Source organism: Streptomyces sp. NBC_00654, from assembly GCF_026341775.1.
In the GTDB taxonomy this organism is placed as follows: Bacteria; Actinomycetota; Actinomycetes; order Streptomycetales; family Streptomycetaceae; genus Streptomyces.
Genome location: NZ_JAPEOB010000001.1, coordinates 3353928 through 3379335, shown reverse-complemented (window position 1 = coordinate 3379335; position 25408 = coordinate 3353928). Strand labels below are relative to the sequence as shown.

Below are 25408 nucleotides of genomic sequence, written 5' to 3'. Positions count from 1 at the left end.
CGTCCTGCCGGGCCACCGTCCGCCGCGCGGCGGGTACACGGCCGCCACCGGCCCGGACCGGACGCGCCTGACGGAGCGGCACAGCACGGGCGGCCGGGGCGGTGGCGGCGGAGAACCGGCAGAACCGGTTCTCCGCCGCTCGGTTCGTCACCTGTTGCCGGTGACCGTCTCCCGCGCGGCGCGCAGTGATTCCTTCAGCGACCCCATGGTGGCCAGCACCGCCGTGGGCTCGTATCCGCAGTGCGCCATGCAGTTGGCGCAGCGCGGGTCCTTGCCCCGGCCGTACTTCTCCCAGTCGGTCTCCTCGATGAGCTGGCGGTACGTCGGGACGTAGCCGTCGCTCATCAGGTAGCACGGGCGCTGCCAGCCGAAGAGCGAGTAGTTCGGGATCGCCCACGCGGTGCAGGGGAAGTCCGCCTTGCCTTCCAGGAAGTCCAGGAAGAGGGGCGAGTGGTTCAGGCGCCAGCGCCCCCGGTTGCCGCCCGCGAAGGCCTTCTTGAACAGTTCGCGGGTCTGCTCGACGCCGAGGAAGTGCTCCTGGTCGGGTGCCTTCTCGTAGGCGTAGGCGGGCGAGATCATCATCTCGTCGACCTTCAGGTCGTCATTGAGGTAGTTGAGGACCTCGATGATGGTCTGCGGGGTGTCGGTGTTGAAGAAGGTGGAGTTCGTGGTGACGCGGAAGCCGCGCCGCTTCGCCTCCTTCATCGCCTCGACCGCCTCGTCGAAGACGCCTTCCTTGGCAACCGATTCGTCGTGCCGCTCGCGCAGCCCGTCGATGTGCACGGCGAACGCGAAGTACGGCGACGGCGTGAATTTGTCGAGCTTCTTCCGCATGAGCATCGCGTTGGTGCACAGGAAGACATACTTCTTCTTCGCGACGAGCTGCCGCACGATTTCATCGATCTGTGGGTGCATCAGCGGTTCACCGCCCGCGATGGACACCATGGGGGCACCCGATTCGAGCACCGCGCCGACGGCCTGCGCGACCGGCATACGCTGTTTCAGGACCCCGGCCGGATGCTGGATCTTCCCGCATCCCTCGCAGGCCAGATTGCACGCGAACAAGGGCTCCAGCTCGACGATGAGCGGGAACTTCTCGCGCTTTCGGAGCTTCTGTTCAATGAGGTACGTCGCAACCTTGATGGACTGACGGAGCGGCATGGCCATCTAGCTCACCTCCTGGGGAGCAGCAAAGATCGGTGCCATTCATAGAAAGCCGGCAGGACGGCACGAAGAACGCGGAAGGCTGATATTCCACCGCGGACCGTGCCGATGCGGACGAGCTCATGCTCTGGAGCGTCCACGACCACCCGTACGGCCGCAACCGGGCGTGGGCCGTGGCGCAGGGCGGTGCGCAGTGTGGCGGCGGACTCCATGTCGACCGCGATGGCGCCGGTGGCCCTCAGCCCGGCCCGTTCGGGCCCGCGTACGACATGGCCGGAGCCGGTCAGCGGGCCGGTGTGGACGGTGCGTCCGGGCACGGTCCTGGCGAGGGCGTCGACGAGCAGGCCCGTGCCGGCACAGGCGGTGGAGCCGTCCGTGTCCCGGGTCTCCTCGGCGACCACCAGATCGCCGGGGTGCATTCCGGGGGCCAGGCCGGCACAGAAACCGGAGGCGATCACCGCGGCGTCCCGCGCCCCGGGCCGGCCCAGCACACGCCCCATGGCCGCCTCGGCGGCCCTGGGGCCCATCCCGGTGCGTACGACGCTCACTCCGGCCGGGGCCCCGTTGCCCCGGCCGCTGCGCAGGGCGAGCTGTTCGATGCCGAGGGCGCAGGCGATCAGCAGGGGTGCGGCGGGGGCGGGCGGCCCCGGTACGTCGTCCATCAGGCCTCCACGCCGGTGGCCGCGCGGCCGGCGAACGGATCGCCGTACACGAAGCGGCCCAGCGCGGTGAGCGGGAAGACCTGGCGGTAGAGGTGGTAGTTGATGGAGAAGTCCCAGGGGAATCCGGTCCCGGTGAAGTGCGGCTCGTCCCAGGAGCCGTCGGCCTGCTGGGTCTCGGCCAGCCAGGTGACACCGCGGGTCGCGGAGCGGCTGTCGCGCTCGCCCGCGGCGAGGAGTGCCAGCAGCGCCCAGGCGGTCTGGGACGCGGTCGACTCACCGTGCCCGATCCACTTCTCCTCCTGGTAGGAGCGCAGGTCCTCGCCCCAGCCGCCGTCGTCGTTCTGGACGGACTTCAGCCAGCTCACGGCCCGGCGGACCGACGGGTGGCCGGCCGGGATCCCGGCGGCGATCAGTGCGGGCACCACCGACCCTGTTCCGTATACGTAGTTGACGCCCCAGCGGCCGAACCAGGCGCCGCACGCCTCCTGTTCGGCGAGCAGCCACTCGATTCCCCGTCGGGTACGGGGGTGGCGGGACCGGCCCTCGACGGCGAGCATCTCCACGACATGGCCGGTGACGTCCGCCGACGGCGGGTCGATGACCTCCCCGAAGTCGCAGAACGGCAGGCGGTTGGGGAACGGGCTGGTGTTGTCGGCGTCGAAGGCGCCCCAGGCTCCGTTGCGGGACTGCATCCCCAGGTTCCAGCGCACCCCGCGCTCGATCGCGGCTTCGAGCCGGTCGCGGTCGGGATGGTCGACCCGGCGCAGTGCCAGGACGACTTCGGCGGTGTCGTCGATGTCCGGGTAGTTGTCGTTGTGGAACTCGAACGCCCAGCCGCCCGGGGCGAGTCCGGGCTTGCGCACCGACCAGTCCCCCGGCCGGCCGATCTCCTCGCCGAGCATCCAGTCGGCGGCCCTCACCAGCGCCGGATGGTCGGGGCGGAGCCCCGCGTCGGCGAGCGCGATGGTGGCCAGGCAGGTGTCCCAGACGGGCGACTGGCAGGCCTCGATCATGCGGGCGCCGTCCTCGCGCCACACGGCGAACCGGTCCAGCGAGGCCAGCCCGGCGCGCATCACCGGATGGTCGAGGTCGTAGCCGAGCAGATGGAGGGCGATGACGGAGTAGACCGCGGGCGGCTGGATGCCTCCCCAGCAGCCGTCGTTCTCCTGGCGCTCGATGATCCAGCGGGCCGCCGCGTTCATCGCGATGCGGCGCAGCCGGCGGGGGGCGACCTTGTGGTAAAGGTGCATCGCCTTGTCGAGCCGCTGGAAGAGGCCGTCCCAACTGGCCGCCGGAGCCATGTTCCTGGGCGGGTTCGGGGCCGCCGGATCGGTGTGCAGCTCGTCCAGGGTGAACGGGGCGGGCCGTACCGGCCGCTTCGCGGAGACGACGGTCAGCGGAACGATGGTCTGCCGGGCCCAGCAGCCGAAGTCATAGATGTTGAGCGGCAGCCACTTGGGGAAGAACATCAGCTCGGGCGGCAGCTCCGGCAGGTCCTCCCACTTCCACCAGCCGAAGAGGGCCAGCCAGATCCTGGTGAAGACCCGGGCGGCCGCGATCCCGCCCTGTTCCCTGACCCACCCGGCCGCACGCGTCATGTGCGGCTCTTCCGGCCGGTCCCCCGCCAGCCTCAGCGCCACATAGGCCTCGATGGTGGCGGAGAGGTCGCCGGGCCCGCCGTAGAACGTGGCCCAGGTGCCGTCACCGTGCTGTTCGCCCCGGATGAACCGGGCTGCCGCCCGCACCGTGGCCGGGTCCTGGATCCCGAGGAACTGACGGAGCAGCAGGTCCTCGGCGTCCATGGTCACATTGGTGGCGAGGTCGCCCTTCCACCAGCCCTGCTGGTCCTGCCTGCCGAGGAGGTGCTCCACCGAGCGTTCCGCGGCCCGCCGCGCGGCGGCGAGCACGTCGTCCGCGGCGATGGTTGATTCGGTCGGATCGCCTGCCGAGGCTGCGCGAGGGTTCGCGGCTCCGGTGCTTCCGTCGGTCGTCGCTGTCATGGCTTCCCCTTCGTGCAGTGTGTCTCTGCTGTGCTGGGGTCTCCGTCGGCCGGTGCCCGTAAGGGCACCGGCCGGCGACTGCGAGTCATATGCGAATGGTGATCATCTCTTTCGTACGACGACGAAGTCGGCGAGCGCGGTGAGCTGCGCCCGTACGTGCTGCGGCATGTCGACACCGTGCAGCGCCTCGATGGCGACCGCATGCTGACGGCGGGCCTCCTGGGCGGTCCACTCGCGGCCGCCCGCCTCCTCGATGAGCGCCGCGCGGGCGGCGAACTCCTCTTCGGAGAAGCTGTCGAAGTCGCTGCTCTTGGCGTCGGCGGCGAGCAGTTCGCCCAGACGCTCGGAGGCCGGGCCGCCCGCCGCGAGCGCGGCGACGACCGGCAGGGACTTCTTGCGCTGGCGCAGATCGCTCCAGGTCTGCTTGCCGGTGGCCTCCGGGTCGCCCCAGATGCCGAGCAGATCGTCGACGGCCTGGAAGGCGAGGCCGAGGTGGTAGCCGTATGCCTCCAGGATGTCCGCGGTGCGGTCGTCCGCGCCGCCGAGCACCGCGCCGATGGAGACGGCGCAGGCGAGCAGGGCACCGGTCTTGTTGCCCTCCATCTCCAGGCACTCCTCGACGGTGACCCGCTCGCGGTGCTCGTAGGAGATGTCCTGGGCCTGGCCGTCGATCAGCTTGCGGGTGGCGGTGGTCAGCCTGCGGGCCGCCCGGCCGGCCTCGACCGTGCCGAGCTCCAGCAGGACCTCGTTGGCGAGCGCGAAGAGCGCGTCGCCGACCAGGATCGCCTGCGCGGGGCCGTGCACCTTCCAGACGGTGTCGCGGTGGCGGCGCTGCTCGTCGCCGTCCATCAGGTCGTCGTGCAGCAGCGAGAAGTTGTGCACGAGTTCGACGGCCACCGCGCCGGGGATTCCGGCCTCGGCCGGGGCGCCCGCGGCTTCCGCGGACAGCAGGGCGAGCGCGGGGCGCACGGCCTTGCCGCCGTCGCCGTCGGCGGGCCGTCCCTGGGCGTCGATCCAGCCGAAGTGATAGGCCGCGACGGTGTCCATGGGCGGCGCGAGCCGGTCCACGGCAGCCCGCAGCACCGGCGCTGACAGGGCCCGTCCGCGCTCCAGAAGCGCGGTGACGTCCGCGGTGTCTGCCACGGTGTCGAAAGCCGGATTCGCCGGGGTCACTGACTCTCCTCTTGTTCCGGTGGTACTGCTCATGCCGCCTCCTGCAGCGGATGTCCATGGGTGCGGCCGAGGTCGGCGAGCGCGGCGTCGGCGGCGCTGAAGCCACTGCGCACGGCGCCCTCCATCGTCGCGGGCCAGCCGGTGGCGGTCCACGCGCCCGCCAGGTGCAGACCGGGCGCACGGGTACGGGGTCCGGGGCGCAGCCGGCCGACGCCCGGGGCGGGCGCGAAGGTCGCGGTGCGTTCCCGGGTGACGAAGAAGTCGCGGATACCGGCGCCGCGGGCGGCCGGCAGGAGCCGTTCCAGCTCGGGGAGGTAGCGCGCGCGCAGTTCGGCGACGGGCAGGTCGATCTCGTCCTGGACCGCGGACTGGGAGACCGCCAGATACTGTCCGCCGCCGGTCAGGCCGGAGGATTCGGTGCGGTCGAAGACCCACTGGACCGGGGAGCCGAGCGCGGCGAAGAACGGTCTGCGCAGCACCTTGCGGTCGTAGACGACGTGCACGTTCAGGATCGGCGCGGTGTCGATGTCGAGCAGCAGGCCGGGCTCGTCCAGGGCGCCCTCGGGCAGCAGGCCGTGTGTCTCGGTCTGCGGCACGGCCAGGACGACGGTGTCCGCCGCGATCCGTTCGCCGCCCGTGCCGACGCTCCAGCCGCCGTCCTCGCCGCGGCTCAGGGAGCCCACCCTGGCGCGCAGCTCGGTCCGCACTCCCGCGGCGTCGAGCGCCTTGCGGGCGAGGGTGTCGTGCAGCTCACCGAGCGGCACGGTGGCCCAGCCGATGTCGGCGGCGCCCGGCTCGGAGAGCAGGCCGGTCTTGAAGACCATCGCGGCGAGCGCCATGGAGGCGTTCGGCGCGGTCGCGTTGAGGGTGGCGACACCGACGAGGTCCCAGAGGGCTTCGATGGTCCGCTGCGACTGGCCGTGCCGGCGCAGCCAGGTGGCGAAGTCGATCCGGTCGAGCGCGGGGTCGGCGGGGTCGAGGCGCTTGAGCGCGAGTGCGGCCCGGCCGACGCTCGCCTTCTCGGCGAGCGAGAGATGCGGGTAGGCCGCGAGTCCGGCGGCCAGATGCAGCGGTACGGGGAGGTTGTTGCGGCGCAGCCGTCCCAGTCGGGGGCCGGCGGCCCGGCCGACGTCGAGCACGGGCACGTCGAGGCGGTCCTGGAGCGGGGCCAGGCGGGCTCCGCCGATCCGGTCCAGGAACCAGCGGTATCCGGTGCAGCAGCGCAGATAGACGTGCTGGCCGTTGTCGACGGTCAGGTCGCCGCGCTGGAAGGAGAAGGCGAGGCCGCCGAGCCGGGGCCGCCCTTCGAGCAGGGTCACGTCAAGTCCGGCGTCGGCCAGACGGAGGGCCGCCGTGACGCCGGCGAGACCGCCGCCGACGACCACCGCACGGGAGCGCGGGCTCTCGTCGCTCATGCCTCCCCCTCTCGTGGAGCGGTCGCCACCAGGGGCGTCGCCATCTGGATCGTCGCAGTCAGGGACGCGCCGGGCCACCGGAGGGTTGCCCGGCGGGCGGGCCGGGTGCGGTCCATCAGGCTCGCCCCCTGGCCGTGAGCCGCGAGACGTGACGGGCGTCGAGGCCCGAGAGCCCGCGCACCGCGACATAGGCCTTCTCATGGCCCGGCAGCGACACCCGGCCGCGGAGCACGGCCTCCGGGTCGCGTTCGATGCGGTCGAGGAGGCGGCGGTAGATCCCGGCCATGGCGGCCACGCACGCTCCGCTGCGGCGGTCCAGCATCGGCAGCAGCCGGTAGCCCTCGGCGAACAGGGCGCGGGCCCGGCGGACCTCGAAGTGGACCAGTCCCGCGAAGTCCGAGCCGGGCGGCGGGGTCGCCGTGTGGAATCCGGCGGAGCAGCCGAACTTGGCGAGGTCGTCGGCGGGCAGGTAGGTGCGCCCGTTGCCGGCGTCCTCGCGGACGTCGCGCAGGATGTTGGTGAGCTGCAGGGCGAGGCCGAGGGTGTCGGCGTACTCCGAGGCGCGTTCGACGCCGGGCGCACCCGGTTCCGTGCCGAAGACGCCCAGGCTGAGCCGCCCGATGGCACCGGCGACGCAGCGGCAGTAGACCCTCAGGTCGTCCCAGGTCTCGTAGGTCGCGCCGCGCACGTCCATCAGCACGCCGTCGATCAGCTCGTCGAGCCCGCCGAGCGGCAGCGGGAAGCGTCGGGCGGCGTCGGCGAGCGCGACGGCCACCGGGTCGGTGTCGTCCTCGTCGACGGCGCCGTCCCGGATCCGGCCGAGCACCTCGCGGGTCCCCTCCAGCCGGGTGCGCTTGGTCTCCGGGTCCAGCTCACCGTCGCCGATGTCGTCGACCCGGCGGGAGAAGGCGTACAGCGCCGACATGGCCTGCCGCTTCTCGTGGGGCAGCAGCCTGATCCCGTACGCGAAGTTACGCGCCTGCTGTCCGGTGACGGCCTCGCAGTAACTGTATGCGGCCTGTACCGGTGCCGACATGTACGTCGCCTGTCCCTCCACGGTCCGGCTCATCCCTTTCCACGCGCTCTTCGCAAGACGACTCCCACTTCGCGCAGCAGGCTGGGCTTGGTGGGTCTGGGCGGTCCGGGCAGTACATCGAACCCGGCGGCCGAGATCGCCGTGAGGGCGGAACGCCCCCCGGCGACGAATCCGGCGAGGAGCAGCCTGAGCCTGCCGTGCACGCTACCCACCAGGGGGGCGCCGTCATTCAGCAGGTCCTGTGCGCGTTCCGCCTCGTATGCGACCAGGGCGCGCACGGACGCGCCCGCGGAAGGTGCGGCCAGGTCGGATTCGCTGACATGGAACCGGGCCATGTCCTCGGCGGGCAGATAGATCCGGTCGCGGCCGAGGTCCTCGGCGACGTCCTGGAGGTGCTCGACGATCTGCAGGGCGGTGCAGATCGCGTCGGAGCGGCGGATCCGTTCGGGGCTGGCGGTGCCGGTGATCGCCAGGACCAGGCGGCCGACGGGGTTGGCCGAGAGTTCGCAGTAGGCGCTGAGCTCCTCGTACGTCCCGTAGCGGCGGATCCTCTGGTCCTGCCGGTTGGCCTCGATGAGACCGAGGAAGGGCTCGGGGGTGAGCGCGCGGCGCCGCACGGTGGGGCGCAGGGCGCGCAGCAGCGGGTGGTGCGGTCCGTCGCCCGTGGTGGCGAAGACCCGGTGCAGATCTGCCTCGAAGGCGTCGAGCATGGCGACCCGGTCGTCGCTCTGCGCGGTCTCCAGGCCGAGGTGGCGCGCGTCGGCGCCGCCGGGGTCGAGATCGCCGTCGCCGATGTCGTCGACGAGCCGGGCGTATCCGTAGACCGCCATCAGGTCGTCGCGCCAGGCGCGCGGCAGGAAGAAGGGGGCGACGGGGAAGTTCTCGTCCGCGGCCTTGTCGAGCGTCGTGGAGGCGGCGTCGGGGCGCGCCTGCTGGGTCCGCGTCACTGCGTACCGCCCGGCGCGGGGACGGCCGAACCACGTCGGAGCTGGAGATCTTCCGTCATTGCCGTCACATCTCCCGTTCTACACTGCCGACCCAAAACATCCCTTTTCGGACACGCCGCTGGCTCTTCCGAGTGCGCGGGCGCATTGCGGGTGCCGTCCCGAGGGGGTATCGCCCCACTTGCCACGAATCAGCACCGGTACAGCTTACGTTGTACAGCTCACAGAGCCCCGCCGGGGTGTGGCGCGCGTGACGCGTGCGCCGCCCCGCCCGTCAACCTTCCCCGCACCCGGGGGAATTGACCTCATCCGACGGGAGGAGATCGCCCCCGGGGCCGTACTGCGCAGGGTCTCCCCCGCGCCCGGACATCGCGCCGCACACCGCCGTGGCCTCCGCCGGAGCGTTCCGGCGGAGGCCACGGCGGTACGGAGGGCTACTTTCCGGTCTCGCGCTCGTACGCCTTGAGGACTTCCTCGGTGGGGCCGTCCATCAGGAGCTCGCCCTTCTCCAGCCACAGCACCCGGTCGCAGGTGTCCCTGATCGACTTGTTGTTGTGGCTGACCAGGAAGACGGTGCCCGCCTCCTTGCGGAGCTCGCGGATCCGCTGCTCGGAACGGATCCGGAACTTGCGGTCACCCGTGGCCAACGCCTCGTCGATCATGAGGACGTCGTGGTTCTTCGCGGCGGCGATGGAGAAGCGCAGGCGCGCGGCCATGCCGGAGGAGTACGTCCGCATCGGCAGGGTGATGAAGTCGCCCTTCTCATTGATCCCGGAGAAGTCCACGATGCCCGTGTAGCGCTCGCGGATCTCCTCCCGGCTCATGCCCATGGCCAGGCCGCCGAGCACCACGTTGCGCTCACCGGTCAGGTCGCTCATCAGCGCCGCGTTCACACCGAGCAGCGAGGGCTGACCGTCCGTGTACACCTTGCCGGACTCGGTCGGCAGCAGTCCCGCGATGGCCCGCAGCAGCGTCGACTTGCCCGAGCCGTTGGTGCCGATGAGGCCGATGGCCTGGCCCCGGTAGGCGGTGAAGGTGACACCCCGTACGGCGTGGACCTTCCGCACCCCCCGCGACTCGCCCTTGCCGCGGCGCACCATGCGGCTGAGCGCGGCGGTGGCGCTGCCCCTGCCGCCGCCCGCACCGTTGACGCGGTACACGATGTGGACGTCGTCGGCGATGACGGTGGGAACGTTCCGTCCCTGCGTGTTGTCCTCAGCCACGGCCGTACCGTTCCTCTGCCTTCCAGAAGTACACGAAGCCCGCGACGCCCGCGAGGAGCGCCCAGCCGAGGCCGACGGCCCAGACGTGCTGCGGGAGGTTCTCGGAGCCGTACCCGTCGATCAGCGCGAAGCGGACCAGGTCCATGTAGATGGCCGCCGGGTTGTACTGGAGCACGTCCGCGATCCACTGCGGCTTGTCCGCCAGCATCACGGGGATGGAGAACATGACGCCCGAGGCGTACATCCATGTCCGCATGACGAAGGGCATCAGCTGCGCGAGGTCGGGGGTCTTGCTGCCGAGCCTGGCCATCGCGAGCGCCAGACCGGTGTTGAAGAAGAACTGCATGGCCAGCGCGGGAACGACCAGCAGCCACGAGAGCGAGGGATAGCTGCCGAAGCCCACCGCCACGAGCACCAGCACGATCATCGAGTACAGCAGCTGCTGGAGCTGCTGCAGCGAGAACGAGATGGGCAGCGAGGCGCGGGGGAAGTGCAGGGCCCGGACGAGCCCGAGGTTCCCGGAGATGGACCGCACCCCCGCCATCACCGAGCTCTGGGTGAAGGTGAAGACGAAGACGCCGGTCACCAGGAAGGGGATGAAGACCTCCTGGCTCATCCCCTTCCTGGTACCCAGGATCAGGCCGAAGATCAGGAAGTAGACCAGGGCGTTCAGCAGGGGGGTCGCCACCTGCCACAGCTGGCCGAGCTTGGCCTGGCTGTACTGCGCCGTCAGCTTCGCCCTGGAGAAGGCCAGGATGAAGTGGCGGCGGCCCCAGAGCTGCCGGATGTATTCGAACAGCCCAGGCCGGGCGCCGCTCACGGTCAGGCCGTACTTCGCGGCCGTCTGGGCCGCGCTCAGCCCCTCGTCGGCGGACGACAGGGTGCCGAGGGCTACCCCACCGTCGTGGGTTGTGTCACTCACAAGTTGAAACTCTCGTCTTCAAGATGCGCAGCCAGGCGCGCGGCTCAGGCGGACAGGTCCCGGAAAGAAGAAATACGCCTCATGCTCTCAGAGGAAAGCCTCTCAGATCACAGGAGGTCGGCCCAGTCTCGTCAGCCGCCACACCGTACGCCACTTCATGGGGCGCCTCGGCCCGCAGGGCTTCGCCCAGCCTTCCCGGAATCCGCCGAACCATGCCCTGAGCGCGGGCCGCGAAGGCCTGCGCAACAGGGTCAGCAGCAGCCAGACCCCCACATAGACGGGCACCAGCGGTGCGGGCAGGTTCCGGCGGGCGAGCCAGACCCGGTTGCGGGCGACCATGCGGTGGTAGACCGCGTGCCGGGAGGGGGCGGTGGTCGGGTGGTTGAGCACCATGTCCGCGCGGTAGTCGATCATCCACCCGGCGTCCAGCGCCCGCCAGGCCAGATCGGTCTCCTCGTGGGCGTAGAAGAAGTCGTCCGGCAGGGCTCCCACCTCGGCGATGACCCGGGTGCGTACGGCGTTGGCGCCGCCCAGGAAGGTCGTCACCCGCGAGGAGCGCATCGGGTCGGAGGCACGCAGCCGGGGCACGTGCCGGCGCTGGGTGACCCCGGTGTCCGGGTCGGCGATCCGGAAGGTGATGATGCCCAGCTTCGGGTCCGTGTCGAACGCCTGCCGGCACAGCTCCGCGGTGTCGGTGTTCGGCAGCAGTCCGTCGTCGTCGAGGAAGAGCAGCCCGTCCACATCGGCACCGGACGGGCCGAACGCCTCGATGCCGACATTGCGGCCACCGGGGATGCCCAGATTCTCGGGCAGCTCCACCGTGCGTACACCGGCGGGGACGTCCGGGACCGGGGCCCCGTTGCCGACGACCACCACCTCGATCCGGTCACCGTCCTGCGCGGTGACCGAATCCAGGAGGGCGCGCAGCTCGTCCGGGCGGTTGCCCATGGTGATGATGACCGCGCCGAGTTTCATGGGAGAGCTCACTTCAGCCTGCTGGAAGCGAGCACGGACACGAGGTGGAGCAACGTCTGCAGGAGCGCGATCCCGGCCAGGACGGCGACGCCCAGACGCGAGAAGAACAGGTCGTCGCGGACGCTGTCCGCGATGGCCGCGGCGAGGATCAGCAGGGACGCCTCGACGCCGAGGACCAGCCGGTGGAACTTCAGCGCCGCGGCGGCCCTGCGGGCCAGCGCCATGCCGGACGAGCGCGGCTCGGACGCCGCCTCCTTCACGGGCGGCATCCCGCCCTGGTGACGGGCGACGCCGACGAGGTCGGTCTCGGCCTTGATCAGGATCGCGCCGAGCGCGGCCAGCGTGCCCAGGAAGGCCCACAGCCAGTCGATGCGCCCCTCGCCCCAGAGGTCGGCGGCGCGCAGACCGAAGCCGACCAGGACCGCGGCGTCGCACAGATAGGCGGCGACCCGGTCCAGGTAGACCCCGGCGAGCGAGTACTGCTTCTTCCAGCGGGCGATCTCGCCGTCCACGCAGTCGAGCAGCAGATAGAGCTGGACCATCAGAACGCCGAGCACCGCGCCCGCGATGCCCGGTACGAGCAGCGCCGGGGCGGCGAGGGCACCGGCGACCGTCATCACGTAGGTCAGCTGGTTGGGCGTGACCCGGGTGTTCACCAGATGCCGGTCGATGCGCAGGGAGACCTCGCGCATGTAGAGCCGGCCGGCCCAGTGCTCGCCGCTCCGCCGGTCCTTCACACCCGGGGGGTGCACGACCGGTCGAAGCTCAGCTACCGATGGCTTTTGCATAGTCTGCGTAAGCGTCCTTGATCTGGTCGGTGGACAGATTGAGGTGTTCCAGGATGGTGAAGCGTCCCGGACGGGTCTGCGGGGCGTACTCGACGGCGGTCACGAACTCGTCGGCGGTGAAGCCGATCTCCTCGGGCCTGACCGGCAGGCCGTGGCGCCGCAGTACCGAGGACATCAGCAGCGCTTCCTGACGGGCGCCGCGCAGATGCATGGCGAAGCACGCGCCGAGGCCGACCTGCTCGCCGTGGCTGGCCGCACGCTGGGGGTACAGCAGGTCGAAGGCGTGGTTGATCTCGTGGCAGGCGCCGGAGGCGGGCCGGGAGTCCCCCGCGACCGACATCGAGATGCCGGTCAGCACCAGCCCTTCGGCCAGCACCTTCAGGAAGGCGTCGTCGCCGACCCCGCCCGGGTGGCGCAGCACGGCCTCGCCGGCCTGCCGCGCCATGGCGGCCGCGAGACCGTCTATCTCCTCGCCGTTGACCTCGTGCGCCAGCTCCCAGTCGGCGACGCAGGAGATGTTCGAGACTGCGTCGCCGATGCCGGAGCGTACGTAGCGGGAGGGCGCCTCACGGATGATGTCGAGGTCGATGACCACGGCGATCGGGGTGGGCACCCCGTAGGAGCCCCGCCCGTTGTCGTTGTCCAGGGTCGCCACCGGCGAGCAGAGGCCGTCGTGCGAGAGGTTCGTCGCGACGGCGACCAGCGGCAGGCCGACCCGCGCCGCGGCGTACTTGGCCACGTCGATGATCTTGCCGCCGCCGAGGCCGACCACGGCGTCGTACCGGTTGCCCTTGATGCCGTCGGCGAGCTTCACCGCCGAGTCGATCGTGCCGTCGGACACCGGGTACCAGTCGGCACCCGGCAGGACCGGTGCGAGCCTCTCGCGCAGGGCGCGCCCGGAGCCTTCGCTGATCGCGATGGCGAGCTTGCCCGAGGAGGAGATCCGCTGGTCGGCCAGGAGGCCCGCCAGATCGTCCATGGCGCCGCGGCTGATGTCGACGACGACCGGGGACGGAATGAGCCGGGTCAGTACTGGCACGCGATCTCACGGCCCTTCGCGAGGTCGTCGTGGTTGTCGATCTCGACCCACGTCACTTCGCCGATGGGGGCCACGTCGACGGTGAAGCCGCGGTTGACGAGTTCCTGGTAGCCGTCCTCGTAGTAGAGGTCGGGGTCGCGCTCGAAGGTGGTCCGCAGCGCGTCGGCGAGCTCCTCGGCGGCCTCGGGCTCGATCAGCGTGACACCGATGTACTCGCCGGTCGCGGTGGCCGGGTCCATCAGCTTGGTGATCCGCCGCACACCCTTGTCGCCCTCGGTGATGACCTTCATCTCCTCGTCGGCGAGGCTCTTCACCGTGTCGAGGGCGAGGATGATCTTCTGGCCCTTGCCGCGGGCGTCCAGGAGGGTCTTCTCGACGGAGACCGGGTGCACGGTGTCGCCGTTGGCGAGGATGACGCCCTGCTTCAGGACCTCACGGGCGCACCACAGGGAGTAGGCGTTGTTCCACTCCTCGGCCTTGTCGTTGTCGATGAGGGTGAGCGTGACGCCGTACTTCGCCTCGAGCTCGGCCTTGCGGTCGTAGACCGCCTCCTTGCGGTAGCCGACCACGATCGCGACCTCGGTGAGTCCGACCTCGGCGAAGTTGGCCAGCGTGAGGTCGAGGACCGTCCGCTCACCGTCGACGGGCACCAGTGCCTTGGGCAGGGTGTCCGTGTAGGGGCGCAGACGTCGTCCTGCACCGGCTGCCAGTACGAGGCCGATCATGCGAGTTCTCCTTCGTCGTGTACGGCGGGGGCCGAGGAGGACACCCAGAAGCGGATGGACTCCACGAGCACCACCAGAGCCACGGCCACCGCGAACGCGGTGAGAGCCGTGGTGAAACCTGAATGCTGAGTCAGTACGGCGGCGAGCACGGCCACCACAACGGTCCGGCCCTCGTGCCCACCGATCGTCCGCACCAGCCACTGGGGCGGCGCGCCGGTGCCGCCGCGGATGCGGTACACCGTGTCGTAGTGATGGTAGGCGATGGCCGAAACCAGTCCGAAGGCCGCGGGAACGGCGTGCGGCACATCACTGCGGGCCGCCAGGACCAGGATCGTGCAGTACTCCGCGGCCCGGAAGACCGGCGGGACGAGCCAGTCCAGTACGCCCTTGAGCGGGCGGGCGACAGCGAGGCCGGAGAGCACCGCGTACACCCCGGCGGCGGCGACCGTCAGCCAGCCGCCGAACGGGAGGAACAGGGCTCCGGCGACCATCACCAGCGCGCCGAGAAGGGCGAGCGCCGGGGCGGTGAAGGTGCCGCGCGGCTTGGGCCCCGCGGCGGCGACGGCCTGTGCCAGGGGGCCGGAGTCGGCCAGGTCCGCGAGGGCGCGGGCGGCTCGGTCGGTGCGGTGCGCCTTGCGGGTCAGCGAGCGCAGCAGCCGGCCGGCCGTGGTGTAGCAGGCGGCCAGGGCGCAGCCGATGAGCAGGGCGCAGAAGACGACCCGGGGGGTGGTGACGGCGGTGAGGACGGCGATCATCGCCCATCGCTCACCGATCGGCAGCACTATCATCCGGCGCAGCCAGACGGTCCAGCCGACGCTGTCGAGCCGGTCGGACAGGGCGGCGGTCGGGCTCGTGTTGGAAACCGCGTCGTGGTTGGCCTCGTTGAACGAGAAGTCGACGACATGACGGCAGGCCTGGAGCACCATCGCGCCGAGCGCCAGTACCCAGACGTCATCGCCGCCCCGGGCAGCCCCGAGGGCGAGGCCCGCGTAGTACGCGTACTCCTTGGCCCGGTCGAAGGTGGCGTCCAGCCAGGCGCCCATCGTCGAGTACTGGAGCGAGTAGCGGGCGAGCTGCCCGTCGGTGCAGTCCAGGACGAAGGAGAGGAGGAGGAGCACCCCGGCGGCGACATAGCCGCCCCTGGTACCGGTCGCCGCGCTGCCCGCCGCGATGAGCGCGGTGATCAGCGAGGCGGTGGTGACCTGGTTCGGGGTGAGGCCGCGGCGTGCGCACCAGCGGGCGATGTAGCGGGAGTACGGGCTGATGAAGAAGGTGGTGAAGAAACCGTCGTGGGCCTTCACCGCGCTGCGCAGCCGTACCGCCTCGTCGTCCACCGCGGCGACGGCGGCCGCGGCGGCCGCGCGCTCCTCGTCCCCGGTGGGGACGGCGGCGGTGAGCGAGCCGAGTTCGGGCCGCTGCACGGCGACGCCCTCGGCGTCGAGCGCGACGGCGAGGCGGCCGGGCACGCTGCGGTCCTCGACGGCCGGACGCTCCTCGGGGCCGCCCACGGGGCTGCCCGCGCCGACCGCCGCGACGGTCCGGTGCAGGGCCCGTACGAGCGCGGCGCGGGCCTCGGGCTGCGCGGTGAGCGCGCCGGGGACGGTGGCGGCGGGGAAGCGGGGATCGGTCAGGCCCAGCCGCAGGGCGTGCGCGTGCCCCACGAAGCGCGGGTCGACGAGCGCGACGCGGCGGCTCGGGGGGACTGCCGCGAGCAGCCGGGCGGCGTCCGTGGCGTCAGTGGCGGTTTGTACCTCGAAACCCAGTGACCGCAGATCGTCCTCGAGCGACGATCCGGGTACCGGCGCACCGGTGAGGATGGCGGTCGACAGACGAACTCACTCCTTGGCGCTGGCGTGGACGGCGCGCGGCAGTGCGGCCCGGATACGGGCCGGCGGCGCGTCGGCTGAGGCTATCGGATGAACGGAAGGCCGAGTTCACCGCCCGTTTGTGCTCCGTTCGGGGCGGACCCGCGCTGTGCGGCGCCGTTCGCGATCATCATTGTCGATCAGCACCTCGCCCCACAAACCGCGCCGGGACCAGCGCATAGGCTGGCGGTCATGACATGGCTGATCACAGGCGGAGCGGGGTATATCGGGGCACATGTGGCGAAGGCCATGGCCTCGGCGGGGGAACGGGTCGTCGCCCTCGACGACGTCTCGACGGGCATCGCGGGGCGGCTGCCCGCGGAGATCCCCCTGGTGCGCGGCTCGTTCTCGGACCGGGCACTGCTGGACCGGGTGTTCGCGGAGCACGCGGTGACCGGTGTGGTGCATCTCGCGGCGCAGAAGCAGGTCGGCGAGTCCGTCGAGAAGCCGCTGCTCTACTACCGGGAGAACGTCGCCGGGCTGACCGTCCTGCTGGAGGCCGTGGTCGCGGCCGGTGTGCGGCGCTTCCTCTTCTCCTCCTCGGCCGCCGTCTACGGCGTACCGGATGTGGATCTGATCACCGAGGAGACCCCCTGCCTCCCCATCAATCCGTACGGGGAGACCAAGCTCGCCGGGGAGTGGCTGGTCCGGGCGACGGGGCGGGCCCACTCGGTCTCGACCGCCTGTCTGCGGTACTTCAACGTGGCGGGGGCGGCGGCGCCGGAGCTCTCGGACACCGGGGTGTTCAACGTCATCCCGATGATCTTCGACCGGCTGACGCGCGGCGAGGCACCCCGGATCTTCGGTGACGACTATCCGACCCCGGACGGCACCTGTATCCGTGACTACATCCATGTCGCGGACCTGGCGGAGGCCCACCTCGCCATCGCGCGGCGCCTGGGCGGGCAGCACGCGGGCGGGGGGCGGCACGACGGCGGCGACCTGACCCTGAACGTCGGCCGGGGCGAGGGCGTCTCGGTGCGGGAGCTGGCCGATGAGATCGCCGAGGTGACCGGTCACCGGGTGGAGCCGGTGGTCGAGCCGCGCCGGCCCGGCGATGCCGCACGGGCCGTGGCCTCGGCCGCCCGGATGACCGCGGAGACGGGATGGACCGCGCGCCGGGGGGTCCGCGAGATGGTCGAGTCGGCCTGGGAGGGCTGGTGCCTGCGGCACCCCGAGGCCCGCGCCGAATAGGCCCTGAACGATCACGTCAAGGCTCTGACCTGGGATACGTTTGCGCAGGTCAGAGCATATGACAACGGTGTTCAGTCCCGTGTTGCCGGATACCCCCCACCCGTAGTTCACTGGGCTTCGTCGGGCGGTTGGCGTCCGAGCTGTCGCACGAACCTGGAGGCGTTTTCATGGGGGCTGGCCACGACCACGGGCACACACACGGCGGACCGCCTCCGACGGGTACGGCGGCTGCCGCGTACCGGGGCCGGCTGCGGATCGCCCTGGGGATCACCCTGAGCGTGATGGTCATGGAGATCGTCGGCGGGCTGCTCTCCGACTCGCTCGCCCTGATCGCCGACGCGGCCCATATGGCGACCGACGCGCTGGGACTCGGCATGGCGCTGCTCGCCATCCACTTCGCCAACAAACCGGCCGGCCTCAACCGCACCTTCGGCTACGCCCGTGCCGAGATCCTGGCGGCGCTGGCCAACTGTCTGCTGCTGCTGGGCGTCGGCGGATTCCTGGTCTTCGAGGCGGTCGACCGGTTCATCACCCCGGCCGAGACCAAGGGCGGCCTGGCGATCGCCTTCGCCGCGGTGGGCCTGGTGGCCAACATGGTGTCCCTGTCCCTGCTGATGCGCGGACAGCAGGAGAGCCTCAATGTGCGGGGCGCCTATCTGGAGGTCCTGGCCGACACCCTCGGCTCGGTCACGGTGCTGGTGTCCGCCGGCATCATCATGGCCACCGGCTGGCAGGCGGCCGACCCGATCGCCTCGCTGGTGATCGGCCTGATGATCGTTCCCCGGACGGTCAAACTGCTGCGCGAGACCCTGAACGTCCTGCTGGAGTCGGCCCCCAAGGGCGTGGACATGGGCGAGGTACGGGCCCACATCACGGCGCTGCCCGGGGTACTGGGCGTCCATGACCTGCACGCCTGGACGATCACTTCAGGGATGCCGGTGCTCTCCGCCCATGTGGTGGTGCACCAGGAGATGCTGGACTCGATCGGGCACGAGAAGCTGCTGCACGAACTGCAGGGCTGCCTCGGGGATCACTTCGACGTGGAGCACTGCACCTTCCAGCTGGAGCCGAGCGGTCATGCGGAGCACGAGGCGAAGCTCTGCCACTGAGTACCCCGGGGTACGGTGCGCGCGGCGATGCTAGGATTTCTTCGCTGAGACGTTCGAGTCTCATCATGGTGCGAGACCCTTCCCGAGAGGAGCTGAGGTTGATGACTGTCGCGACGACGGCTGCCCGGCGCAGCAACCGGTCCCTCCTCATCTCCCGGGTTCTCGGCTGACTCACGGCGTCTTCCGCGTCGCCCCGTCGGCCGGAGCCCTCACACCAAGGGTTCCTCCGTTGACCGACACCTCAGACACCTCGCACGACGACTCACGTACCGAGGCGTTCTTCACCCTGCACCACGGCCTTCCCCGGCAGAGCCCCGGCTCCGACGCCACGACGCGTCGGCTGCTCGCCCTCGCCGGACCTCTGCCGAGCCGCCCGCGCGTGCTCGACCTGGGATGCGGCCCCGGCCGTGCCACCCTGCTGCTCGCCGCCGAGGCGGGCGCCGAGGTGACCGCGGTGGATCTGCACCAGCCCTTCCTCGACGAGCTGCGCGCGTCCGCCGAGGCCCGCGGTCTCGGCGACCGCGTCCACACCGTCAAGGCCGACATGGGCGACCTCACCGGCCCCCGGTTCCCGGCCGGGTCGTTCGACCTGGTCTGGGCCGAGGGCTCGGCGTACTGCATCGGTTTCGACACCGCCGTACGCGACTGGCAGCGGCTGCTCGCACCGGGCGGCTCCCTGGTGGTCTCCGAATGCGTCTGGACCACCGGCGCCCCGACCGCGCCGGCCCGTGACTTCTGGGCGCGGCACGGCGCGCCGCGCCCCGTCGCGGAGACCACAGCGGCGGCCGTCGCCGCGGGCTGCCATGTCCTGGCGGTCCTCCTCCAGCCCGAGAGCGACTGGGACGAGTACTACGTCCCGCTCGCCGAGCGGGTGGCCGCCGCCGATCCCCAGAGTCCCGGCATGGAATGGGCGCTCGCGGCCACGCGTGAGGAGCTGGACATGCGGCGCGAGCACGGCACGGAGTACGGCTACGCCGCCTATGTGCTGCGCCCCGCCGATCCGCGCTGGCCGGCCCGCCCCGAGACGGCGGCGGACCGCGAGGCGGTGCACGCGTTGCACACGGCGGCGTTCGGCACCCGGGCCGAGGCCGATCTGGTGGACGCCCTGCGGGCCGACGCCGAAGCCTGGCTGCCGGGGCTGTCCTACGTCGTGGAGGGGCCGGACGGTTCCCTCGCCGCGCACGCCCTGCTGACCCGGTGCCGGGTCGGCGACACCCCGGCGCTCGCGCTGGCACCGGTCGCGGCCGCTCCCGCCTGCCGGCGTCGGGGCGCGGGCGGGGCCGCGGTGCGGGCGGCGCTCGACGCGGCCCGGGTGCGGGGCGAGGCGCTGGTCCTGGTGCTGGGCCATCCCGAGTACTACCCGCGGTTCGGTTTCGTACCGGCGTCGCGTTACGGAATCCGGCCGGGCTTCGAGGTGCCCGACGAGGCGATGATGGCCCTGGTCCTGGACGAAGCGGCGTCCGTGCCTGCGGGCACGATCCGGTATCCGGCGGCCTTCGGCGTCTGACACGGATGTCCGCCCCGCCACGCCCGGACGGCGCGGCGGGGCGGACATACGGGACCCGCAGTGCGGACCGGCGCCTTTTGTGCGGCAGACTTGACCGGACTCCAGGGGTCCGGCGCACGAGGCCGGGAACCAAAGCGAAGGATGGGTATGCCGACCACACCAGCCACCGCGACGCACAGCTCGTCGAACGGAACAGCAGAAGCGATCATGCTCGAACTGGTCGACGAGAACGGCAACACCATCGGCACCGCGGAGAAGCTCGCCGCCCACCAGGCTCCCGGCCAGCTGCACCGCGCGTTCTCCGTGTTCCTCTTCGACGAGCAGGGGCGGCTGCTCCTCCAGCGCCGCGCGCTCGGCAAGTACCACTCCCCCGGCGTCTGGTCGAACACCTGCTGCGGCCATCCGTACCCGGGCGAAGCGCCGTTCGCCGCGGCGGCCCGGCGCACCTACGAGGAGCTGGGCATCTCGCCCTCGCTGCTCGCCGAGGCGGGCACCGTCCGCTACAACCACCCCGACCCGGCGTCGGGCCTGGTGGAGCAGGAGTTCAACCACCTCTTCGTGGGGATGGCGCAGGAGCAGCCGAAGCCCGATCCGGAGGAGGTCGGCGAGACGGCCTTCGTGACCGCGGGCGAACTGGCCGAGCGGCACGACCGGGCGCCGTTCTCGGCCTGGTTCATGACGGTGCTCGACGCCGCGCGCCCCGCGATCAGGGAGCTGACGGGCCCGGCCGCGGGCTGGTGACCCTACGGGCGACGGGGGCGGTCAGAGCTGCGTCTTCAACGGCAGCGCCGCCCAGACGACCTTCCCTCCGCCCGCGGTGTGCTCCACGTCGCAGCTCCCGCCCGCCTGCGCGGTGATCTCCCTGACCAGCAGCAGCCCGCGGCCTCCCGTCCGGGCGTGGTCGGTCTCCAGCGCGGTCGGGCGGTAGGGATGGCTGTCCTCCACCGACACCCTGACCCACTCGGCGTCGATGGCCACCTCCACCGCCAGTTCGGGCGAGAGCAGGGCGGCGTGCCTGACCGCGTTGGTGACGAGTTCCGAGACGATGAGCAGCAGTCCCTGGAGGATGTCGTCCTGGACCGGCACACCCTGCCGGTCGAGCAGATCACGCACGGCATGCCGCGCCCGCGGCACGGATACGTCGACGGCGGGGGCGGTGAAACGCCACACCCCTTCGTACGACGCGGGATGGGCCGGGCAACTCCCGCGGCTCTCCATGGACCGGCACCCGCTCTCGACTCGCACATCACTGACCGTCGAGTAAAGAGTGTTGGGAACCGCTCGCTCCGGTCCGTGCAACTGACCGGAAATGGGCATCTATCGGCCCTATACGATCGAGCGGGTTCGGCGATGCCAGCCGGGAGACTACTTCTGCTCTTCTTCTGACGTCGGGCGCGGCTCGCCCCGGTCCCCCTCCGGCGCGAGCCGGTCCGACATCAGCCCCACGATGCGCCGGCCGCCCACCCCGATGGCGATCAGACCGAGCCCGTCGAACAGCAGGGCGAGCGAGAAGAAACAGCCCAGTACGTACAGGCTGCTGTGCGGCCAGTCGACCAGGACCAGCACACCCAGCAGCAGCCCGAAGGCCCCCTGCAGCAGCGTCCAGCCGAACTGCGGACCGCGCACCACGACACTGCCGACCAGCCGGAACACCCCGCCGGTCAGGAAGAGCAGCGCGGCGAACATGGTCAGCGCCTCGGCGGTACCGTGCGGGTGGCGGATCACGACGACCCCGGCCGCGATGTTCAGCGCGGCGACCACGACGGCCAGCCAGAAGTAGTTGGTACCGCGGGACTGGACCGCGTGCAGCAGTCCGACCAGCCCGCCGACGAGCAGCAGCCAGCCGAAGAGCAGCATCGAGGTCAGGGTGGCGACGCCCGTGTAGACGAGACCGACGAGCCCCGCGACGACGAGCAGGCCGCCGAGCAGGGCCAGCCCGCCGAAACTGCGGCTGAGTTTCCTGCCTTCGACTCTGGGATCGGCCATCGACAGCTCCCTACGGTGCGTGCCCGGATCATGACCCCTTCTTGATCATAGGTTCGAACAGTACGGATAGCATCCGGCGCATGGAGCGTAGCGACCCTGTGGAGCACGGAGCCGGCGGAGAGCGTCCACACGCGCGGCTGGAGCACGCCGTCGACGGCGGCATCGCCACCGTCGTCATCAGCAACCCCGCGAAACGCAACGCGATGACGGCCGCCATGTGGCGGTCGCTGCCGGGCCTCCTGGAGCGGCTGGCGGCCGATCCCGCCGTGCGGGTCCTGGTGCTCACCGGGGCCGGGGACACCTTCTGCGCCGGCGCGGACATCTCCTCGCTCCGCGACCCGGCCGAAGATCCGCAGGCCCTCGCCGTGGCGGCCGAAGAGGCGCTGGCCGCCTTCCCGCTGCCGACGCTCGCCGCCGTGCGCGGGTACTGCGTGGGCGGCGGCAGCCAGCTCGCGGCCGCCTGCGACCTGAGGTTCGCCGAGGAGGGCGCGTCGTTCGGGGTCACTCCGGCCAAGCTCGGGATCGTGTACCCCGCGTCGTCGACGCGGCGGCTGGTCGCGCTGACCGGCCCGTCGGCCGCGAAGCACCTGCTGTTCTCCGGCGAGCTGATCGACGCCCGGCGGGCCCTGCGCACCGGGCTGGCCGACGAGGTGCTGCCGGCCGGCGGGCTGGACGAGCGCGTCGAGGAGTACACCCGCGTCCTGGCGTCCCGCTCCCTGCTGACGCAGGCGGCGGCGAAGGAGTTCGCGGCGGGACGCGAGGACCGGGACGCGTACTGGAAGGAGCAGGCGCGCGGCAGCGGCGACACCGCGGAGGGGGTCGCCGCCTTCCTGGAGCGCCGCGCGCCCCGCTTCACCTGGACGACCGGGGACGCCGCGGCCGCGGGGGATGCCGGGAGCGCCGGGGGCGCGGCTACCGGAGGGTGAAGCGGCTCGTACCGCGGAACTCCGCGACGAGTGCGGCGGGCGCCTTGTCGGGCGATCCGGCGTCGTACGGCGGCTGCGGGTCGTACTCGGTGAGCAGCTGCACGGCCTGGGCGTGCTCGTCCCCCGCGATCCGGCCGAGCAGGGTGAGCCCCATGTCGATGCCGGACGAAACCCCCGCGGCGGTGACGTACTTGCCGTCGAGGACGACACGTTCGCCGGTCGGCTCCACTCCGTACTCCTTCAGGGTCTCCAGCGCCAGCCAGTGCGAGGTGGCCCGGCGGTCCGACAGCAGACCGGCCGCCGCCAGCAGCAGCGAGCCGGTGCACACGGAGGTCGTCCAGGTGCTGGTGGCATCGACCGCGCGCAGCCAGCCGAGCAGCGCCTCGTTCTCCATCTGGTCGCTCTGGCCGGGGCCGCCGGGCACGATGACGACATCGGGTGCGGGCACCTCGGTAAGGGTCCTGGCGGCGACCAGTTCGAGGCTCCCGCTGTCGTTGCGCACGGGGCCGGTGCGTTCGGCGACGAACACCGTCTCGGCACCGGGCGTGCGGCTGAGGATCTCGTACGGGCCCACCGCGTCCAGGGCGGTGAAGCGGTCGAAGAGCAGGATGGCGATCTGCACAGGAGTGGCCTCTCGTTGTCTCGGTCGGTCGTTGTCTCGGTCGGTCGTTGCGGGGGTCGGTCGTTGCCGCCCGGCCGCTCGGTCATGGCCCGGGCCTGCCGGTCATTCCCCGGGCCGGTCGGTCAGGTCCGTGGTCCGGAAGCGGCGGCGGTATTCGGACGGCGCCGTTCCGAGGGCTTTGACGAAGGCGCGGCGCATGGCTTCCGGGGTGCCGTAACCGCTGGCGCGCGCGACGCCGACCACGCCGTCGGAGGTGTCCTCCAGAAGCCTGCGCGCATGTTCCAGGCGCACCCGGTCGACGTACCGGCCCGGCGTCAGACCGGTCTCCGCCTGGAAGGCGCGGGCGAAGTGACGGGGGGAGAGACTGGCCCGCCGCGCCAGCGCCTCCACGCAGAGATCCCCGCCGGGGTGCTCGCTGATCCAGTGCTGGACGTCCCGCAGCGGCTCGCGCCTGGCCGTCTGGGCGGTGAGCTGGGCACTGAACTGGGCCTGGTTGCCCGGCCGTCGCAGGAACACCACGAGATGCCGGGCGACGGTGAGCGCGATCTCCCGCCCGTGGTCCTCCTCGACCAGGGCCAGCGCGAGATCGATGCCCGCGGTAACACCCGCCGAGGTGGCCAGCCTCCCGTCGCGTACGAAGATCGGGTCGGGGTCCACCTCGACGGCCGGGAAATCGCGGGCGAGCTGTTCGCAGTAGTTCCAGTGCGTCGTCACCCGGTGACCGTCCAGCAGCCCCGCCTCCGCCAGCAGCAGGGCGCCCGTGCACACGGAGACCAGCTGCTCCGCGTGCGGGGCCGCAGCACGCAGCCAGGCGGTGAGGGCCGGGTCGGCGGTGCGCGTGCCGTGCCCGCCGGGCACCAGCAGCGTGTGCGGTGCGGCGGCGTCGGCGAGGCTGCTGTCGGGGAGCAGCGTGAGCCCGCTGCCGCAGCGGACCGGGCCGCCGTCCAGTGAGGCGGTGCGCAGTTCGTACGAGACCCCGGGGAAGCGGGAGGCTCCGGCGAAGACCTCCATCGGCCCGCTCACATCGAGGCTCTGGACGCCGTCGAAGAGGACGACGAGTACGGATCGCTGCTTCATGGGTGCCATCCTGGGCGGCGGGCCCCGATGGCCGCAATGACGAGTTCCCCACCTTTCCTGCCACGGCGACGGTCCCGCATTCCGGCGGCACCGGGGGTTACGGAACGTACCGACCAGTCGGTAACGTGCGGGCATGACTACTCTGCCGCCCCGCGCCGGACGCCGCTGTCACAACGCCCTCAACCCGTTCCACTCCACCGTCTACTTCTCCCCCGACCTCGGCAAGGAGCTCGGGGAGCTCGGTATCGACGACGCGCACGCCGTCTACCTCGCCGCCCGGAGCGCCGCGCTGGGCGCGGTGGGAGCCGGCACGGTCACCGCGGCCTTCTACAACTTCAGCCATGAGCTGGTGGCCCGCCATGTGCCCGCCGTCTGGTCCGTCGCCGCTCCCGGGGCGGTCCTCGGCGCTCGGCTGCGCGCGGTCGACTCGACCCTGCGCCGGGTGCTCGGGGAGGAGACCCTCGCCTCCGCCGAGCTGGCCGAGGCGGCCGGACTCGCGCTGCGCGCCACCGAGGCCTGCACCCGACACGCCCGGCCGCTGTACGCCGCCCACGCGGATCTGCCGGTGCCCGAGCAGCCGCACCTGGCGTACTGGCATGCCGCGACGCTGCTGCGCGAGCACCGCGGCGACGCCCATCTCGCCGCCCTGCTCACCGCCGGTCTCGACCCGGTCGAGGCCCTGGTGAGCCACACCGCCACGGGCAAGGGCATGGCTCCGGGCTGGATCCTCGCCACCCGGGGCTGGAGCCGTGACGACTGGGAGGCCGCGGCCGGGCGGCTGCGCGGCCGCGGCCTGATGAACGCCGAGGGCGGGTTGACGGAGTCCGGCACGGCGCTGCGGGCGGAGGTGGAGGAGGCCACGGACGAGATGGACTCCGCGCCGTACGAGCACCTGGGCGCGTCCGGTGTGGAGCGGCTCACGGAGCTGGGGCGCGGCTTCCTGTTCACGGCGGCCTCGGCGGGCGCGTTCCCCGGCGAGCTGACCGGCAAGGGCTGACCGCGTCCCGGTGGTGTCCGGCCGTGTTCGTGGAGGGCGCGCGACACGGCCCCCGGCCA

24 protein-coding genes are annotated in these 25408 nt (G+C 71.6%); 6 read left to right on the top strand and 18 right to left on the bottom strand.

The window, feature by feature from the left end:
- Positions 1 to 147 precede the first annotated feature (147 nt).
- The 14 genes from hpnH to OHA98_RS14380 all read right to left on the bottom strand — a co-directional run bounded on the left by hpnH (position 148) and on the right by OHA98_RS14380 (position 15838).
- Positions 148 to 1167 carry an adenosyl-hopene transferase HpnH gene (gene hpnH, locus OHA98_RS14445; protein ID WP_266925864.1) on the bottom strand — a complete coding sequence of 340 codons (1020 nt, stop codon included), beginning with the start codon at positions 1165 to 1167 and terminating at the stop codon, positions 148 to 150.
- Positions 1168 to 1172: 5 nt separating this feature from the next.
- Complete coding sequence (locus OHA98_RS14440) at positions 1173 to 1826, bottom strand: 1-hydroxy-2-methyl-2-butenyl 4-diphosphate reductase (RefSeq protein ID WP_266925862.1); 654 nt, start codon at positions 1824 to 1826, stop codon at positions 1173 to 1175.
- Positions 1826 to 3826: a squalene--hopene cyclase gene (gene shc / locus OHA98_RS14435; RefSeq protein ID WP_266925860.1), complete on the bottom strand. Its 2001-nt coding sequence runs from the start codon at positions 3824 to 3826 to the stop codon at positions 1826 to 1828. Before shc ends, OHA98_RS14440 begins: the two co-directional genes overlap by 1 nt.
- 102 nt (positions 3827 to 3928) lie before the next feature.
- The gene (locus tag OHA98_RS14430; RefSeq protein ID WP_266925859.1) at positions 3929 to 5032 is read right to left on the bottom strand and encodes a polyprenyl synthetase family protein; all 1104 of its coding nucleotides are present in this window, start codon (positions 5030 to 5032) and stop codon (positions 3929 to 3931) included.
- Positions 5029 to 6414, bottom strand: a complete 1386-nt coding sequence (gene hpnE / locus OHA98_RS14425; RefSeq protein ID WP_266925858.1) for a hydroxysqualene dehydroxylase HpnE — start codon at positions 6412 to 6414, stop codon at positions 5029 to 5031. The genes OHA98_RS14430 and hpnE overlap by 4 nt, the downstream gene beginning before the upstream one ends.
- A gap of 115 nt (positions 6415 to 6529) precedes the next feature.
- Positions 6530 to 7483 carry a presqualene diphosphate synthase HpnD gene (gene hpnD / locus OHA98_RS14420; RefSeq protein ID WP_266925856.1) on the bottom strand — a complete coding sequence of 318 codons (954 nt, stop codon included), beginning with the start codon at positions 7481 to 7483 and terminating at the stop codon, positions 6530 to 6532.
- The gene (gene hpnC, locus OHA98_RS14415; RefSeq protein ID WP_266925854.1) at positions 7480 to 8397 is read right to left on the bottom strand and encodes a squalene synthase HpnC; all 918 of its coding nucleotides are present in this window, start codon (positions 8395 to 8397) and stop codon (positions 7480 to 7482) included. The genes hpnD and hpnC overlap by 4 nt, the downstream gene beginning before the upstream one ends.
- Positions 8398 to 8828: 431 nt before the next feature.
- Entirely contained in the window at positions 8829 to 9617 is a 789-nt protein-coding gene (locus OHA98_RS14410) for an ABC transporter ATP-binding protein (protein ID WP_266925853.1), read from the bottom strand.
- Positions 9610 to 10539: an ABC transporter permease gene (locus OHA98_RS14405; protein WP_266925851.1), complete on the bottom strand. Its 930-nt coding sequence runs from the start codon at positions 10537 to 10539 to the stop codon at positions 9610 to 9612. The genes OHA98_RS14410 and OHA98_RS14405 overlap by 8 nt, the downstream gene beginning before the upstream one ends.
- Before the next feature lie 102 nt (positions 10540 to 10641).
- Complete coding sequence (locus tag OHA98_RS14400) at positions 10642 to 11514, bottom strand: glycosyltransferase family 2 protein (protein ID WP_266925849.1); 873 nt, start codon at positions 11512 to 11514, stop codon at positions 10642 to 10644.
- 8 nt (positions 11515 to 11522) lie between these two features.
- On the bottom strand, positions 11523 to 12302 hold the full coding sequence (locus OHA98_RS14395) for a CDP-alcohol phosphatidyltransferase family protein (RefSeq protein WP_266925847.1): 780 nt from the start codon (positions 12300 to 12302) through the stop codon (positions 11523 to 11525).
- The gene (locus tag OHA98_RS14390) at positions 12280 to 13341 is read right to left on the bottom strand and encodes an iron-containing alcohol dehydrogenase family protein (RefSeq protein ID WP_266925845.1); all 1062 of its coding nucleotides are present in this window, start codon (positions 13339 to 13341) and stop codon (positions 12280 to 12282) included. The genes OHA98_RS14395 and OHA98_RS14390 overlap by 23 nt, the downstream gene beginning before the upstream one ends.
- Entirely contained in the window at positions 13329 to 14066 is a 738-nt protein-coding gene (locus OHA98_RS14385; protein ID WP_266925844.1) for a phosphocholine cytidylyltransferase family protein, read from the bottom strand. The genes OHA98_RS14390 and OHA98_RS14385 overlap by 13 nt, the downstream gene beginning before the upstream one ends.
- Positions 14063 to 15838, bottom strand: coding sequence for a DUF5941 domain-containing protein (locus OHA98_RS14380; protein WP_266927914.1), 1776 nt, complete (start codon positions 15836 to 15838; stop codon positions 14063 to 14065). Before OHA98_RS14380 ends, OHA98_RS14385 begins: the two co-directional genes overlap by 4 nt.
- A gap of 285 nt (positions 15839 to 16123) precedes the next feature.
- On the opposite strand from OHA98_RS14380, the gene galE reads away from it, so the two are divergent.
- From galE to idi, 4 genes are all read left to right on the top strand, one after another.
- Complete coding sequence (galE, locus tag OHA98_RS14375) at positions 16124 to 17125, top strand: UDP-glucose 4-epimerase GalE (RefSeq protein ID WP_266925842.1); 1002 nt, start codon at positions 16124 to 16126, stop codon at positions 17123 to 17125.
- A 167-nt stretch (positions 17126 to 17292) separates the two neighbouring features.
- On the top strand, positions 17293 to 18234 hold the full coding sequence (locus tag OHA98_RS14370; protein ID WP_266925841.1) for a cation diffusion facilitator family transporter: 942 nt from the start codon (positions 17293 to 17295) through the stop codon (positions 18232 to 18234).
- A gap of 229 nt (positions 18235 to 18463) precedes the next feature.
- Positions 18464 to 19741 (top strand): bifunctional class I SAM-dependent methyltransferase/N-acetyltransferase, encoded by a 1278-nt coding sequence (locus OHA98_RS14365; RefSeq protein WP_266925839.1) that lies wholly within the window; start codon positions 18464 to 18466, stop codon positions 19739 to 19741.
- Positions 19742 to 19888: 147 nt separating this feature from the next.
- Positions 19889 to 20482: an isopentenyl-diphosphate Delta-isomerase gene (gene idi, locus OHA98_RS14360; protein WP_266925837.1), complete on the top strand. Its 594-nt coding sequence runs from the start codon at positions 19889 to 19891 to the stop codon at positions 20480 to 20482.
- A 21-nt stretch (positions 20483 to 20503) separates the two neighbouring features.
- Here idi and OHA98_RS14355 read toward each other — a convergent pair whose 3' ends face one another.
- Positions 20504 to 20959, bottom strand: coding sequence for an ATP-binding protein (locus OHA98_RS14355; RefSeq protein WP_266925836.1), 456 nt, complete (start codon positions 20957 to 20959; stop codon positions 20504 to 20506).
- A gap of 147 nt (positions 20960 to 21106) precedes the next feature.
- Entirely contained in the window at positions 21107 to 21727 is a 621-nt protein-coding gene (locus OHA98_RS14350; RefSeq protein WP_266925834.1) for an HdeD family acid-resistance protein, read from the bottom strand.
- An 80-nt stretch (positions 21728 to 21807) separates the two neighbouring features.
- Between OHA98_RS14350 and OHA98_RS14345 the strand changes: the two genes are divergently transcribed.
- A complete protein-coding gene (locus OHA98_RS14345) occupies positions 21808 to 22653 on the top strand; it encodes an enoyl-CoA hydratase/isomerase family protein (RefSeq protein WP_266925832.1) in 846 nt (281 codons plus the stop codon).
- Here OHA98_RS14345 and OHA98_RS14340 read toward each other — a convergent pair.
- On the bottom strand, positions 22640 to 23275 hold the full coding sequence (locus OHA98_RS14340) for a DJ-1/PfpI family protein (protein ID WP_266925830.1): 636 nt from the start codon (positions 23273 to 23275) through the stop codon (positions 22640 to 22642). The genes OHA98_RS14345 and OHA98_RS14340 overlap by 14 nt on opposite strands.
- A 102-nt stretch (positions 23276 to 23377) precedes the next feature.
- Entirely contained in the window at positions 23378 to 24352 is a 975-nt protein-coding gene (locus OHA98_RS14335; RefSeq protein WP_266925828.1) for a GlxA family transcriptional regulator, read from the bottom strand.
- A 133-nt stretch (positions 24353 to 24485) separates the two neighbouring features.
- On the opposite strand from OHA98_RS14335, the gene OHA98_RS14330 reads away from it, so the two are divergent.
- On the top strand, positions 24486 to 25349 hold the full coding sequence (locus tag OHA98_RS14330; RefSeq protein WP_266925826.1) for a hypothetical protein: 864 nt from the start codon (positions 24486 to 24488) through the stop codon (positions 25347 to 25349).
- Positions 25350 to 25408: the final 59 nt, after the last annotated feature.